The organism is Kitasatospora sp. NPDC029367 (genome assembly GCF_055569135.1).
The window spans coordinates 17614-31747 of the sequence record NZ_JBVHYH010000049.1; the positions used below are offsets into that span (position 1 = coordinate 17614).

Consider the following 14134-nt stretch of genomic DNA (forward strand, 5'->3'; position numbering starts at 1 on the left):
AAAAAAAGAAAAAAACAGCACAGAAACAACCGCCCACCGCCCCCCCCCCCCCCCCCCCCCCCCCCCCCCCCCCCCCCCCCACGTCATCGGTCCTACGGGGTGAGGCCGCGCTGCTGGAGCCAGGTCTCCGGGTCGACCGGGGCGCCGCCGCCGGGGCGGACCTCCAGGTGCAGGTGCGGGCCGGTGACGTTGCCGGTCGCGCCGACCTTGCCGATCTGCTGGCCGGCGGTGACCTTGCCGGAGCCCTTGATGATCGAGGAGAGGTGGCAGTACCAGATCTCGGTGCCGTCGGGCAGGGTCTCGACGATCCGGTAGCCGTACGAGCCGGACCAGCCGGCCGAGGTGACGGTGCCCTGGCCGACGGCGTAGACCGCGGTGCCGGTGTCGGCGGCGAAGTCCAGGCCGGTGTGCAGATGGGCCCAGTAGCGGGCGCTCTGGCCGTAGTGGGCGGAGAGGTTGTAGTCCTTCACCGGCAGGGTGAGGGCGGCGGCCTTGGCCCGCTCGGCCTCCTCGGCGGCGCGCTTGGCCTCCGCCTCCTTGGCGGCGGCCTTGGCCTCGGCCTCCTGGGCGGCCTGGACCCGGGCGCCCTCCTCGGCGGCGGTGCGCTGGCTGTCGGCCTGCTGCTGGATCCGGGCGGCGAGCGCGAGGCCGGGGTCGGCGGCCAGGGCGACGGGCGTCTCGTCCGGGGCCTCGACGGCGGGTGCGGCGGCCGGGGTCGCGGAGGCGAAGCCGGTGGCGCCCAGGGTCGCGGCGACGGCGGTGACGCCGAGCAGCGGGGAGGCCCCGCGGGTCTGACGCGGCATCCGGTGGCGGTTGGCCTCGGCCTCCGGGGCGAACGGCTCGGCCGGTCCGGCGGACCCGCCGTCGCGGGGCTCGGCGCCGTGCGGGCCGGGGTGGTCGAGGAGCTGGGTACCGGCTGCGGGGCCGGCCGGGTGTGCCGGGGTGTGCGTCGACGCCACGGAGGCGCGCTCCTTTCCTTCCTTCGCGCCTACCGGGTTAGCTGACGGGTTCGGAGCAGGAAGGTCTCCTACGGCCGGGCCGGAGCCCCGCCGATTCACCCCAAGGAACGTGGTTCCCCGGCTCCCTGACCTGCCCGGAGGCCGGTCGGCGGGATTAGGCGACGGCGCACGGTGCCGTCTGGGTACGGCGTTGACGACCGCGCTGCGTTATCAAACGTTAATCCTAGGACGCCCTGATTCCAAGCCATCCGCCCGGGGCCACTGTGGAACAGGTGATCGGACGTCAACGAACGACCCCTCAGCCACCGGGCCCATCTGAGTACTCCTACTCATGTGCGACCCGGCCGCCCCATCGCATCCTGGCGCCATGAGCGCACCGATGCAGTCACGGACCACGGCCGCGTACTACGTCCAGGCCGTCCTCTCCTTCGCCCTCTCCGGCACCGCCCTCGCCGCCGGGATCGCCTACCTGCCGGTGGGCGGCTGGACCCGGGCCTTCCTCGCGATCGGCCTCCTCTACACCGTCACCTCCTCGTTCACGCTGGCCAAGGTGATCCGGGACCGGCAGGAGTCCTTGGACACCGTCGCCCGGGTCGACCAGGCCCGGCTGGAGAAGCTGCTCAGCGAGCACGACCCCTTCCGGGTCGAGGGGGCGTGAACCGGAAGCGCCCTCGTCGTCGGCCGGACGCTTGACGGCTAAGGCTATTAGCCTTAGCTTTTTGGCTACAGGCAGAAACGAGCGAGCCGGCGGAGGCCCACCATGAACGGCACCAGCACCCCGAGCACCCAGTTCCTCGACGTCCCCGGCGGCCGCCTCGCGTACGACGACACCCGGCAGGGCGACGGCACCCCCGTCGTCCTCCTCCCCGGGATGCTCGACTCCCGCCACGCCTACCGGCACCTGCACCCGCTGCTCACCGCCGCCGGCCACCGGGTCGTCACCATGGACCTGCGCGGCTTCGGCGACTCCTCGATCGTCTGGGACGACTACGGGCCCGCCGCCATCGCCACCGACGTCCTCGCCCTGCTCGACCACCTCGGCATCGAACGGGCCGTCCTGGTCGGGCAGTCCTACACCGGGGCGACGGTCGTCAAGGTCGCCGGCGACGCACCCCAGCGGGTCGCCGGGATCGCCCTGATCGACGCCTTCGTTGAACACCGGGCCAACGCCCTCATGCGGGGCGTCATGGTCGTCATGGGCGCCGCCATGGTCCGGTGGCCCGGCATCTGGGGCTTCTACCTGCGCAAGATGGCCTACCCCGGCCCCCGCCCCGCCGACCTCGACGGCTACGTCGACGGGCTCGTCGCCGCCCTGCGCACCCCCGGCCGGCGGACCGCCACCCGCGGCCACGTCACCGGCGACTCCGCACCCGTCGGCTGGTGCGCGGCCGTCCGCTGCCCGGCCCTCGTCCTCATGGGCAGCAAGGACCCCGACTTCCCGAAGCCCGAGGCCGTCGCCGACCTCCAGGCCGAGAAGCTCGGCGCCCGCAAGGTGATGATCGAAGGGTCCGGGCACTACCCGATGGCCGACAACCCGCAGGCCGTCGCCGACGCCCTGCTGCCCTTCCTCGCCGAACTCGCCTGAACCCCCGCCCGTACGGAGAGAACGAAGCCATGCCCCGCGTAGGACTGACCCCCGACCAGGTCGTCGAGCACGCCCTCGCCCTCATCGACGACCAGGGCGGTGAAGCCCTCACCCTCGCCTCCGTCGCCACCCGGGCCGGCGTCGCCACCCCCTCGCTGTACAAGCACGTCAGCGGCGGACTCGGCGAGTTGCGGCGCCTCATCGCTGTCCGGGTCACCGAGGAGCTCGCCGACCGGCTGGCGGAAGCCGCCGTCGGCCGCAGCGGGGACGACGCCGTCACCGCCGTCCTCCGCGCCTACCAGGCCTACGCCACCGCACACCCCCACCGCTACGCCGCCCTCCCCCAGGCCCCTCAGCCCGACGACGACCTCACCCGCGCCGCCACCCGGCTCGTCGGCGTCATCGTCGCCGTCCTCCGCGGCTACGGCCTCGACGGCCCCGAAGCCGTCCACGCCGCCCGCACCGTCCGCTCCCTCGCCCACGGCTTCGCCTCCCTCTCCATCGCCGGCGCCTTCCAACTCGCCGAGGACCCCACCACCACCCACGACCGCCTCATCACCACCCTCACCACCGCCCTCCACACCTGGCCCGGGACGGCCACCGCCTAGAACGCGCCCCGCGGCTCAGGCCGGGGCCTGCGACGCTCCCCCAGCCTTCGGCCGGGAGGTGCCCCCACCGCAGAGACCCCCGGCCGAAACCCGGGCAGCACCCCGTGAGAAAGGGGCCACCGGGCGCCCGGTGGGTGCGCCAGAAGTCGGCCCCATCGACTTCTGGCGCGAGGCAGGCCGAGAAGGGGCCTTCCGGCGCGGGCAACCGGGGCGCTGGAAAAGCGCGGCCCCACCAGGCGGGCGCCTCTGCAAGGGAAGTCGGCCCAGCCGACTTCCTGATACGCAGAAACGGCGGAGGGAGCACGGAGCTACGGGGCCTCGGCGGGTGGCGGCGCCTACTGGGCTCGGGCGCGCGTCAGAAGTCGGGCGGACCGACTTCTGGTGACCGCAGGCCAGAACGGGCCCGGCGGTGACGACCGGAACGCAGCAGCACGCAGACCAGGCAGAGGAGAACGGGCTGCGGGGCGGCAGGTGTCGGCGGGCGGGCAAGCCGGGAAGTGCCCAGGAAGTCGGCCCGGCCGACTTCTCGCGCAGCACCCCGTGGGAAAGAGGCCACCAGGCGACCGGCCGCGACTCTCTGGCCGCAGAGAAACGCGGCGGCGGCAGTGAGCGCGCCAGAAGTCGACCCCATCGACCTCTCGCGCGAGGCAGACCGAGAAGAAACCTTCCGGCAGAGGTAGCCGGGCCATTGAAAGAGTGCGGCCCCACCGATCGACGAGATCAGGCGGGCCCCTCCGCGAGGAGGCCGACTCCTCCCACGGGCGGGGGCTGCGCGCGAGAAGTCGGCCCGGCCGACTTCCTGTTACGCAGAAACGGCGGAGGGAAGCACGGGGCTACGGCGGAGGGCGGCGCCTACTCGGCGCGGACGGCCGGGGCTCGGGCGCGCACCAGAAGTCGAGCGGGCCGACTTCTGGCGTCAGCGGGCCACCTGCCCCGAACCGTCGGGGCGAGGACACGCAGCAAGGAAACGCAGCAGCATCGGCGAACGGGGCTCGGGCGCGCACCAAAAGTCGAGCGGGCCGACTTCTGGTGACCGCAGGCCCAGAACAGGCCTGCCGGAGACGGCCGGAACGCAGCAGCACGCAGACCGGGCACAGGAGAACGGGCTGCGGGGCGGCAGGTGTCGGCGGGCGGGCAAGCCGGGAAGTGCCCAGGAAGTCGGGCCGGCCGACTTCCTGTTACGCGGAAACGGCGGAGGGAGCACGGGGCTACGACGGAGGGCGGCGCCTACTCGGCGCGGGCGAACGGGGCTCAGGCGCGCACCAGAAGTCGGGCGGGCCGACTTCTGGCGTCAGCGGGCCACCTGCCCCGAACCGTCGGGGCGAGGACACGCAGCAAGGAAACGCAGCAGCATCGGCGAACGGGGCGCGGGCGCGCACCAAAAGTCGAGCGGGCCGACTTTTGGTGACCGCAGGTCCGGAACGGGCTTGGCGGAGACGGGCGGGGCGCAGCAGCAAGGAGACCGGGCAGGGGAGAAGAAGGGGCTGCGGGGCGGCAGGCGCGGGCGGGCGGCCACTGTGCTGAGGGGGCGGGCAAGCCGGGAAGTGCGCGGGAAGTCGGGCGGGCCGACTTCCTGTTACGCGGGAGCGGCGGGGGGAGCACGGGGCTTCGGCGGGGGGCCGGGGCTCGGGCGCGCGCCAGAGGTCGGGCGAGGTGACTTCTGGTGACCGTGGGCCCGGAACGGGCTTGGCGGGGACGGGCGGGGCGCAGCGGCAGGCGGACCGGGCGGGGGAGAAGGGGCTGCGGGGCGGGAGGTGGGAGGGGTTAGTGTGGCCGGGCTGACTGGTGGTCATGACAGGGGACCGCCCACGCCTTCGCGGAGGTCCCGGGTGCCCGCACTGATAGCGAGGGTGCGGCGGTGGTACGGCCGGTTGCTGGACGGGGACGTCCGGGCCGGGCGGGTGGCGCTGGGGGTGCTGCTCGGGGTGACGGCGGTGCTGGGGGTGTTGCCGGTCCTGTTGCCGTACGGGTGGCCGCCGTCGGCGCTGGTGCTGCCGGTGGTGGGTGGCGGGTTGGTGCTGCGGCGCGGGCAGTTGCGGGTGCTGGTGGGCGCGGCGCTGACGGGCGCTCTGCTGGGGGCGGTGGTGCAGGACCCGCACGGGGTGCGGCTGGGGGTGACGGTGGTGGTGGCGGCAACAGGCGCGACGGTGCTGACCGCGAACCGCTTCCGGGACCGGCTGGGGCTGCGCGGCACCCAGGGCGATTCGATGCTGCTGGAGCTGGCGGAGCACAACCGGGCCCTGGCCCGGCTGCCGGAGCGGCTGCTGGACTGGCACTTCGACAGTGCGCTGGCCCCGGCGGGCGGCGCGTCGTTCTCCGGGGACTTCCTGCTGTGCGCCCACCGGCCGGAGGAGGACCTGCTGGAACTGGTGCTGGTGGACGTGTCGGGCAAGGGCACCCGGGCGGCGGCCCGGTCGACGCACCTGTCGGGGGCGTTCGCGATGCTGCTGGGCCGGGTACCGCCGGAGGCGTTCCTGCCGGCGGCCAACGACCACCTGGTGCGGATGGGCTGGGAGGACGACTTCGCCACGGCCGTGCACCTGGCGCTGCACCCGGCGACGGGCCGCTACCGCCTGTTCAACGCGGGCCATCCGCCGCCGGTGCGGTTCTGCCGCCGGTCGGGCTGGGTGCCGTCGGAGCACGGCGGTCCGGCGCTGGGGCTGGTGCCGGGGGCGCCGTACCCGGGGGTGCCGGGGCGGCTGGCGCACGGGGATTCGCTGCTGCTGTTCAGCGACGGCCTGGTGGAGGTGCCGGGCCGGGACCTGGACGAGGGGGTGGGCCGGCTGCTGGCGGCGGCCGAGCCGGAGGTGCGCACCCACCGGACGCAGCAGCAGCTGGTACGGGGTGCGGCGGGGCGACTGGTGCGCACGGTGGCGCAGGACGTGGCGGACGACCGGACGCTGGTGCTGGTGCGACGGCTGGGCACGGCCGCGACCGGATGAGGCTCCCGGGCCGGACTCCGCCCGCGGCTATGGAAATGGGGTATGAAGATTTAGTGCCCACCCCCGAGGACGAGAGCCGGACGCCGGCCGGCAGCCCGGCCGCCCGCAGCCCGGCCACCCGCAGCCCGATGCGCTGCGTGCGCCTGCTGCTCGGCTGCACCAGCGCCGCCGAGCTGCTCGGCACCGTCCTCGCCGAGGGCCCGAACTGGATCACCGGCGAAGGCTCCGCGCTGTACCTGCTGGACCCCGCCGGGATGCTCCGGCTGACCGCCTCGCACGGGCTGCCGGACTGGGCGCACGAGCGCTACGGCCTGGTCGACCCGGCCGGCGAGCTGCCCGCCGCGATGGCGCTGCGGCTGCGCCGCCCGTACCTGCTCGGCCCGGAGCACACCAGCGTCGACTACCCGAACCGGAACGCCGGGCTGGGCACCGGGCTGGTCGCCGTGGTCAGCCTGCCGCTGGTGGTGGACGAGCGGTCGATCGGCGTGCTGGCCCTCGCCCTGGCGCACCGGGGCACCGTCCCGGGGCGCGATCTGGACGTGCTGGAGACGATCGCCGGGGCCTGCGCCCACCGGCTGCACCACCTGCTGGACCACACCCTCGACCACACCGGCGACCGCGCCGGAAACCACCCCGGCGACCGCACCGGCGACCGCACCGCGCAGGTGCTCCCGCCCGCGCCGGACGCCGCCCCGGCCCGCCCGCTGCTGTCGCTGGCGGTGCGGGCCGCCGGGCACGGCGCCTTCGAGCGCGACCTGGTCACCGGGGAGAGCTACTGGGACGCGGCCGCCTTCGCGGTGGCCGGCCGGCCCGTCGAGCCGGACGGGGCCGCCCCGGAGCTGGAGCGGATCGTCCACCCCGAGGACCTTCCGGACGTGCAGGCGGCCCTGGCGGAGGCGCTGGCGAGCGGCGGCCGCTACCGGATCGGCTACCGGCTGCTGCGCCGTGGCGGGAAGGTCGCGCGGGTCGAGGAGTCCGGCGAGGTGATGCTGGACGTGCACGGCCGTCCGGTGCGGATGGCCGGGCTGCTCGCCGACGTGGAGCACCGCCGGGCCCGGGACGCCGAGCCGCCGCACGACCCGGCCGGGGCCAGGACGGCGCTGCTGCTGTCGCTGACCCGGGCGCTGTCCCGGGCGGTGACCGTCCGGGACGTCACCGCCGCCGTCACCGACGTGGCCCGTCCGGCCCTCGGCGCCGCCGGCATCGTGCTGGACCTGGTGGACGAGGGCCGGCTGCTGCCGGTCTCGCACACCGGGTACGGCGGACCACGCCGGGCCGAGCTGACCCGGCTGGCGGACCTCTCCGAGCAGGTCCGCTCCGAGCAGGTCAGCTCCGACCAGGTCCGCCCCGGCCAGGTCCGCTCAGAGCACGCGATCTCCGAGCAGACCGTCTCCGAGCAGGTGAGGCAGCCCTCGCCGCCGGCCCGCTCGGCCCCGCTGTTCAGCGAACCCGGCGCCGGGCCGGTGGGGGCCGACGCCCCGGCGGCCTGGGCGGTGCTGCCGCTGGTCGCCTCCGGCCGGCAGGTCGGCTCCTGCCTGATCACCTTCGCCACCGAGCGCGTGTTCAGCCGCGCGGACCGCACCCTGTACTCGACCTTCGCCGGCATCCTCGCGCAGTCCCTGGAGCGGGCCCGGCTGTACGACACCCACCACCACCGGGCCGGCGAGCTGCAGCGCGCGATGCTCCCGCGCACCCTGCCCCGGCTGCCGGGGATCGCCAGCGCCGCCCGCTACCTGCCCAGCACCGAGGGCATGCAGATCGGCGGCGACTGGTACGACCTGCTGAAACTGCCGGACGGCCGGATCGGGCTGGTGATCGGCGACGTGCAGGGCCACAACGCCGAGGCGACCGCCGTGATGGGCCAGCTGCGCAGCGGCCTGCGGGCGTACGCCACGGACGGGCACGACCCGGCGGCGACCCTGGCCCGGACCAGCCGGCTGCTGTCCGAGCTGGACACCGAGCTGTTCGCGACCTGCCTCTACCTGACCCTGGACCCGGCCGACGGCGGCCTGACCGCGGCCCGGGCCGGGCACCCGGCGCCGGTGCGGATCGCCGCCGACGGCACGGCCGTCGAGCTGGAGCTGCCGGGCGGCCCGCCGCTGGGCGTGGACCCGGGGCAGCCGTACCCGCTGGCCACCGCCCGGCTGGCGGGCGGCGAGACCCTGCTGGCCTACACGGACGGGCTGGTCGAGGACCGCGAGGAGGACTACGACGAGTCGGTGCACCGGATGATCGGCGGGCTGGAGCTGTGGGCCCGGCGGACCGGCCCGGAGCGGATCGGCGCGGCCCCCGCGCTGGAGCAGCTGGCCGACCTGCTCACCCTGAACGTGACCGAGCGCCGCTCCCGGCCGGACGACGTGGCGCTGCTGCTCCTGCACCGGATGCCGCCCGACGCCTGACCGCGCGCTCCTGCACCGGATGCCGCCCGACGCCCGACCGCGCGCTCCTGCACCGGATGCCGCCGGTTCGGCGACACCGTGCACACCGGCCCCACACATCCCGGGACCCGAACCGGCCACCACGCGTCACGTCGAGGGAGGTCAAAAGACCCTGGACGAACGATCAGACGGCTTGTCAGGGCCCCGCGGTCGGGGTCGAACGACGCCGGAACGGCGGCGTATTGACTCGATATTGACGAGATCCGGTCACATGGCGAGATCCGTTCACACCTTCGTAGGATCATCGCCCTAGAATTCGCGGCGTGACGATGACTCAGTGGTGCGCAACGGCTACCGGCGTGCTCGCCGTCCTCGCCCTCGTGGCCGCCGCGCGGTACCGCGCCGTGTCCGTCACCCAGCGCGGCCGGGCCGACCGGCTGGCGGGCGAACTCGCCCGGCTCGAGGAGCAGCTGACCGCCGAACTCTCCCGCCGGGGCGCCGACCTGGCCGCCGTCCAGCAGGAGCAGGAACTCACCGCCTCCAGCCAGCGGGCCTTCCTCAGCGTCGCCCGCCGGATCCTCGTCATGGCCCACGACCAGCAGGCCCTGCTCGACGAGATGGAGCGCACCCACGACGACCCGGCGCTGCTGGAGGGCCTGCTCAAGGCCGACCACGCCGCCGCCCAACAGGCCCGGCTGGCCCAGACCCTGGCCGTGCTGTGCGGCGCCCGGGCCGGGCGGCACTGGCCGGAGCCGGTGTCGCTGGAGGACGTGGTGCGCGGCGCCCAGTCGCGGATCCTGCCGTTCCAGCGGGTGGTCGTCCGCAGCCGGATCGAGACCGCGGTGGTCGGCGCCGCCGCCGAGGCGCTGATCCACGCCATCGCCGAACTGCTGGACAACGCGACCCGCTACTCCCCGCCCAGCACCCAGGTGTTCGTCACCCTGATGCCGGTGCACAACGGCGCGGTCATCGAGATCGACGACGGCGGCGTCGGCATGCCGGAACAGGCCGTCGCCAAGGCCGCCGCCGCCCTCGCCGGGGGCAGCAGCCTGGAGGTCTCCCGGCTCGGCGAGGTACCGCAGCTGGGGCTGGCCGCCGTCGGCCGGCTCGCCGAGAGCTACGGGTTCCGGGTCACCCTCAGCTCGGCGCCCTCCCCGTACGGCGGCGTGCGGGTGGTCGTACTGCTGCCGAACGCCCTGCTCACCGAGCCGCTGCCGCCCACCGTGCCCGGACTCGGGCCGGACGACCGGGCGTTCACCCCCGACCCCCGCCCGGCCGTCGGCCCCGACCACCCCGGCGCCGCCCACCCGCTGGTGGAGACCCCGCCCGCCGGCCGGGCCCCGGCGCCCGACTCCCCTCCGCCGCTGCCCCGCCGGAGCCACCGGCGCGACCGCGCGAACCGACCCGCCCAGCACGCCGCTCCCCCGCCCCCGCCCGAGCCGCCGTACCGCTCGGCCCGGGACGCCCAGGCGTTCATGGCGATGTTCCAGGCCGGGACGGCCAGCGGCCGGTCGGCGGCCCGCACCCGGGCCCAGGGCCCGCCCGGCCCGCACTGAACCCGGCCCGCTCTGGACCCGCCCCGCACTGAACCCGCCCCGCTCCCCCGACTTCCCCATCGCCCCGGAGAGTTCCATGACCACCACCCCCGATCTCGGCTGGCTGCTCGCCGACATCATCGCCGTCCCCCAGGTCCAACACGCCGTCGTCGTCTCCAACGACGGCCTGGAGATCGGCCGCAGCGCCGACATCGCCCGGGAGGACGCCGAACGGCTCGCCGCCGCCTGCTCCGGGCTCCAGTCGCTGGCCCGCGGCGTCGCGACGGGCTTCGGCGGCCCCGGCAGCGCCACCCGCCAGATCATCATCGAGTACGGCGGCGGCTACCTGTTCATCGTCGCCGCCGGGGCCGGCGCCCACCTGGCCGTGGTCACCAGCGAGGCGGTCGACGCCGGGCTGGTCGCGTACCAGATGCAGGTCCTGGTCGAGCGGATCGGCGCCCACCTCACCAGCCCGCCGCGCGTTGATCACGCGGCGGGGGGCCACCGGTGAACGGGCCGGTCCGGCCCTACGTCATCACCGGTGGGCGCAGCCGCCCCACCCGCGCCGACCTGGCGATCGAGAGCCTGGTCAGCGCCCTGCCCGGACCGTTAGGGCCGGCCGATCCCCCGGAACTGCCCGAGCACGCCCTGCTCAACCGGGAGCACCGGCGCATCCTCGGGCTCTGCCACAGCCTGCTGTCCGTCGCCGAGGTGGCGGCCCACCTGGGGCTGCCGCTCGGCGTCGTCAAGGTGCTGGTCGGCGACCTCTGGGACCTCGGCGCCGTGCAGGTGCTCCCGCCCGTCCCGCAGGCCGAACGCCTGCCCACAACCCTCCTGGAAGAGGTGCTCGTTGGCCTCCGCCAACTCCGCTGAAGCCCCCACCGACGCGCCGGCCGGACCGCAGTACCTGCCGTCCACGGTGCAGGGCGCGGTGAAGATCCTGGTCACCGGCCCGTTCGGGGTCGGCAAGACCACCCTGGTCGGCTCGCTCAGCGAGATCACCCCGCTGCGCACCGAGGAGACCATGACCGCCGCCAGCAGCGGCGTGGACGACCTCACCGGGCGCAGCGGCAAGACCACCACCACGGTCGCGCTGGACTTCGGCCGGATCACGCTCAACTCCCGGCTCGCGCTGTACCTGTTCGGTACGCCGGGGCAGCAGCGCTTCTGGCCGCTGTGGGACGACCTGTCGCGCGGCGCGCTCGGCGCCATCGCGATGGTCGACCTGCGCCGGCCGGACGAGGCCTTCGACGTGCTCGGCCGGCTGGAGGAACAGCGCATCCCCTTCGCGGTGGCCGTCAACACCTTCCCGGACACGCCGAGTTACCCGGAGGAGGAGCTGCGCTCCGCGCTGGACGTGCTGCCCGAGGTGCCGATCCTGTACTGCGACGCCCGGGACCGGCGGCAGTCCTACGACCTGCTGATCGACTTCGTCGACCACCTGCACCGCAGCTCGCTGCTGGAGCTCCAGCCGTGACCGCCCCCGAGCCCCCGCGGTCCTCGGGCTGCCCGGTCGCGCACGGCGCCGGCGGGCCGCAGGGCACCGGCGGCCCGTACGGTGCCGGTGGCGCGTACGGCGTCGCCGGCGGGTACGGGACCGGAGCCCCGTACGGTGCCCCGCCCGGTGCCGGGCTGCCGGTCGGCGTCCCGCTCACCCCGCTGCACGGGCAGGCCGTCGCCGACGACCCGCACGGCCTGTACGCCCGGCTGCGCGAGCGCCACGGCCCGGTCGCGCCGATCGAGCTGGAGCCCGGGGTGGAGGCCTGGCTCGTCCTCGGCTACGCCGAACTGCTCGAACTCACCCGCAACGAGGCGCTGTTCTCCAAGGACTCGCGGCAGTGGCGGGTGCCCGCCGAGGGCCGGCTGGCCGCCGACTCCCGGCTGCAGCCGATGACCGCCTGGCGGCCCACCCTGCTCAACCTGGACGGCGCCGAGCACCAGCGGCTGCGCGCCGCCGTCTCGGACACCCTGGCCCAGATCGACCACCGGCAGCTGCGGGAGACCACCGAGGCCGCCGCCGACGGGCTGATCGACAGCTGGGGCCCGGACGGCACCGCCGACCTGATCGGCCAGTACGCCCGCGCCCTGCCGCTGCTGGTCTCCACCCAGCTGGTCGGCCTGCCCCCCGGCAGCGGGCCCCGGATGATCGAGCTGATCAGCCACTTCGTCGACAGCGGGCCCGAATCGGTGCGCGCCGCCGGGGAGTTCCAGAACACCCTGACCGAACTGGTCCGGCATCGCCGTACCGCCCCGAGCGCCGACCTCACCTCCTGGCTGCTCGCCCACCCGGCCGCGCTGACCGACGAGGAGGCGGTGCACCACCTGGTGGTGCTGATGGTCGCGGGCAACGAGACCTGCATCAACTGGATCGGCAACACGCTGCGGCTGCTGCTCACCGACCGCCGTTTCCGGGCCACCCTGACCGGCGGGCGGCTGACCGTCTCCGACGCGCTGGAGGAGGTGCTCTGGCGCGACCCGCCGACCCAGAACTTCCCCGGCCGGTGGGCCACCGGCGACACCGTCCTCGGCGGCCAGTACATCAGCAAGGGCGACATGCTGGTGCTCGGCCTGGCCGCGGCCAACGCCGACCCGGCCGCCCAGGGCGCCTCCTCCGCCGCCCAGGGCTCGCTCGGCGGCAACCGAGCCCACCTCGCCTGGGGTGCGGGCCGGCACGTCTGCCCGGCCCAGCACCCGGCCCGGATCATCGTCGAGACCGCGATCGAGACCCTGCTGCACCGCCTTCCGGACCTCCAACTGGCCGTACCGCCGGGCGAGTTGTCCTGGCGTCCGTCCCCCTGGTCACGGGCCCTGGTCGCCCTTCCGGTGCTCTACAGCGCCTTCACCCCGCCCCGCCCGCCAGCCCCCGAGAGGCCCGCATGGACACCGCCGACGACCCCCGCGGCCCCCGCCCCGAGCCCGTCCGGCTCGACCCCTACGGACGCGACCAGCACGGCGAGAACGCCCGGCTCCGGGCAGCCGGCCCGGCCGTCCTGGTGGAGCTCCCTGGCGGGGTGGTGGTCTGGGCGGTAACCCACCACGACACCCTCCAGGCGCTGCTCGCCGACCCCCGGGTCGGCAAGAACCCCCGGCTGTGGACCCTCTTCCGGGAGGGCCGGCTGCCCTACGGCTGGCCGCTGCTCAACTTCGTCGCGGTGCCCGGCATGATCACCGCCGACGGCGAGGACCACAAGCGGCTGCGCGGACTGGTCAGCCAGGCCTTCACCCCGCGCCGAATAGCCGCCTTGGCCCCCGCGATCGAGGCCCGGACCGTCGCACTGCTCGACCGGGTCGCCGAGCTGGAGGGCGAGTTCGACCTGCGCGAGCACTTCGCCTACCCGCTGCCGATGCAGGTGATCGGCGAACTCCTCGGTCTCGCGGCGGAGCAGCAGGACGAACTGCACCACCTCTCCGACACCCTGGTCTCCAGCTCGGCCACCCCCGAGGCGGCGCTCGCCGCCCAGCGGGACCTCAACGCGCTGCTGGCCTCGGTGGTCGCCGCCAAGCGGGCCCGGCCCGGGGACGACCTCACCACCGACCTGATCGCCGTCCGCGAGGCCGGGGACGGGCTCAGCGAGGCCGAACTCGTCGGCACCCTGCTGCTGATGCTGGTGGCCGGGCACGAGACCACGCTCAACCTGATCACCAACGCGGTCCGGGCCCTGCTCGCCCACCCCGACCAGCTGCGACTGGTGCTGGACGGCGCGCAGCCGTGGTCCGCGGTGGTGGAGGAGACGCTGCGGTACGACTCGCCGGTCGGCCAGTTCCCGCTGCGCTACGCGAGCGAGGACATCGAGGTCGGCGACGTGGTGATCCGCCGCGGCGAGGCCCTGCTCGCCTCGTACGCCGCGGCCGGGCGCGACGCCGGGCACTACCCGGACGCCGACCGCTTCGACCTCACCCGGCAGCCCGCCCGGCACCTCTCGCTCGGGCACGGCCCGCACTTCTGCCTCGGCTCGGGGCTGGCCCGGCTGGAGGCGGAGACGGCGCTGCGGCACCTGTTCGCGCGGTTCCCGGCGCTGGCCCTGGCGGAGGGCGAACGGCCGGAGCCGATCGGCTCGTTCGTGAGCAACAGCGTGCGGACGCTGCGGGTGACGGCCGGAGGGGCGGGAGCGGCAGCAGGGTGACGG

At 75.0% G+C, this 14134-nt stretch carries 12 protein-coding genes and 1 riboswitch; of the genes, 11 read left to right on the plus strand and 1 reads right to left on the minus strand.

Annotated features, from left to right (window positions below; all coding sequences use genetic code 11):
• Positions 1-92: 92 nt before the first annotated feature.
• The gene (locus tag ACZ4W5_RS24550; protein WP_360237951.1) at positions 93-959 is read right to left on the minus strand and encodes a M23 family metallopeptidase; all 867 of its coding nucleotides are present in this window, start codon (positions 957-959) and stop codon (positions 93-95) included.
• Between the two features lie 12 nt (positions 960-971).
• Positions 972-1130, minus strand: a riboswitch (cyclic di-AMP (ydaO/yuaA leader).
• A gap of 196 nt (positions 1131-1326) precedes the next feature.
• Between ACZ4W5_RS24550 and ACZ4W5_RS24555 the strand changes: the two genes are divergently transcribed.
• The 11 genes from ACZ4W5_RS24555 (at position 1327) to ACZ4W5_RS24605 (ending at position 14131) form a co-directional block, all read left to right on the plus strand.
• Positions 1327-1617 carry a YiaA/YiaB family inner membrane protein gene (locus tag ACZ4W5_RS24555; protein ID WP_465656910.1) on the plus strand — a complete coding sequence of 97 codons (291 nt, stop codon included), beginning with the start codon at positions 1327-1329 and terminating at the stop codon, positions 1615-1617.
• A gap of 102 nt (positions 1618-1719) precedes the next feature.
• Entirely contained in the window at positions 1720-2544 is an 825-nt protein-coding gene (locus ACZ4W5_RS24560; protein WP_465656912.1) for an alpha/beta fold hydrolase, read from the plus strand.
• A 29-nt stretch (positions 2545-2573) separates the two neighbouring features.
• Positions 2574-3152: a TetR/AcrR family transcriptional regulator gene (locus ACZ4W5_RS24565; protein WP_465656914.1), complete on the plus strand. Its 579-nt coding sequence runs from the start codon at positions 2574-2576 to the stop codon at positions 3150-3152.
• 1829 nt (positions 3153-4981) lie between these two features.
• Complete coding sequence (locus ACZ4W5_RS24570; RefSeq protein ID WP_465656916.1) at positions 4982-6094, plus strand: PP2C family protein-serine/threonine phosphatase; 1113 nt, start codon at positions 4982-4984, stop codon at positions 6092-6094.
• Positions 6095-6147: 53 nt separating this feature from the next.
• Positions 6148-8493 carry a SpoIIE family protein phosphatase gene (locus tag ACZ4W5_RS24575; RefSeq protein ID WP_465656918.1) on the plus strand — a complete coding sequence of 782 codons (2346 nt, stop codon included), beginning with the start codon at positions 6148-6150 and terminating at the stop codon, positions 8491-8493.
• A gap of 308 nt (positions 8494-8801) precedes the next feature.
• The gene (locus ACZ4W5_RS24580; RefSeq protein ID WP_402487397.1) at positions 8802-10028 is read left to right on the plus strand and encodes a sensor histidine kinase; all 1227 of its coding nucleotides are present in this window, start codon (positions 8802-8804) and stop codon (positions 10026-10028) included.
• A 76-nt stretch (positions 10029-10104) separates the two neighbouring features.
• Positions 10105-10518, plus strand: coding sequence for a roadblock/LC7 domain-containing protein (locus tag ACZ4W5_RS24585; protein ID WP_402487351.1), 414 nt, complete (start codon positions 10105-10107; stop codon positions 10516-10518).
• The gene (locus ACZ4W5_RS24590; RefSeq protein WP_360237937.1) at positions 10515-10880 is read left to right on the plus strand and encodes a DUF742 domain-containing protein; all 366 of its coding nucleotides are present in this window, start codon (positions 10515-10517) and stop codon (positions 10878-10880) included. Before ACZ4W5_RS24585 ends, ACZ4W5_RS24590 begins: the two co-directional genes overlap by 4 nt.
• Positions 10858-11484: a GTP-binding protein gene (locus tag ACZ4W5_RS24595; protein ID WP_360237935.1), complete on the plus strand. Its 627-nt coding sequence runs from the start codon at positions 10858-10860 to the stop codon at positions 11482-11484. Before ACZ4W5_RS24590 ends, ACZ4W5_RS24595 begins: the two co-directional genes overlap by 23 nt.
• On the plus strand, positions 11481-13037 hold the full coding sequence (locus tag ACZ4W5_RS24600; protein WP_465656920.1) for a cytochrome P450: 1557 nt from the start codon (positions 11481-11483) through the stop codon (positions 13035-13037). Before ACZ4W5_RS24595 ends, ACZ4W5_RS24600 begins: the two co-directional genes overlap by 4 nt.
• Positions 13022-14131 (plus strand): cytochrome P450 family protein, encoded by a 1110-nt coding sequence (locus tag ACZ4W5_RS24605; RefSeq protein WP_360237931.1) that lies wholly within the window; start codon positions 13022-13024, stop codon positions 14129-14131. Before ACZ4W5_RS24600 ends, ACZ4W5_RS24605 begins: the two co-directional genes overlap by 16 nt.
• Positions 14132-14134: the final 3 nt, after the last annotated feature.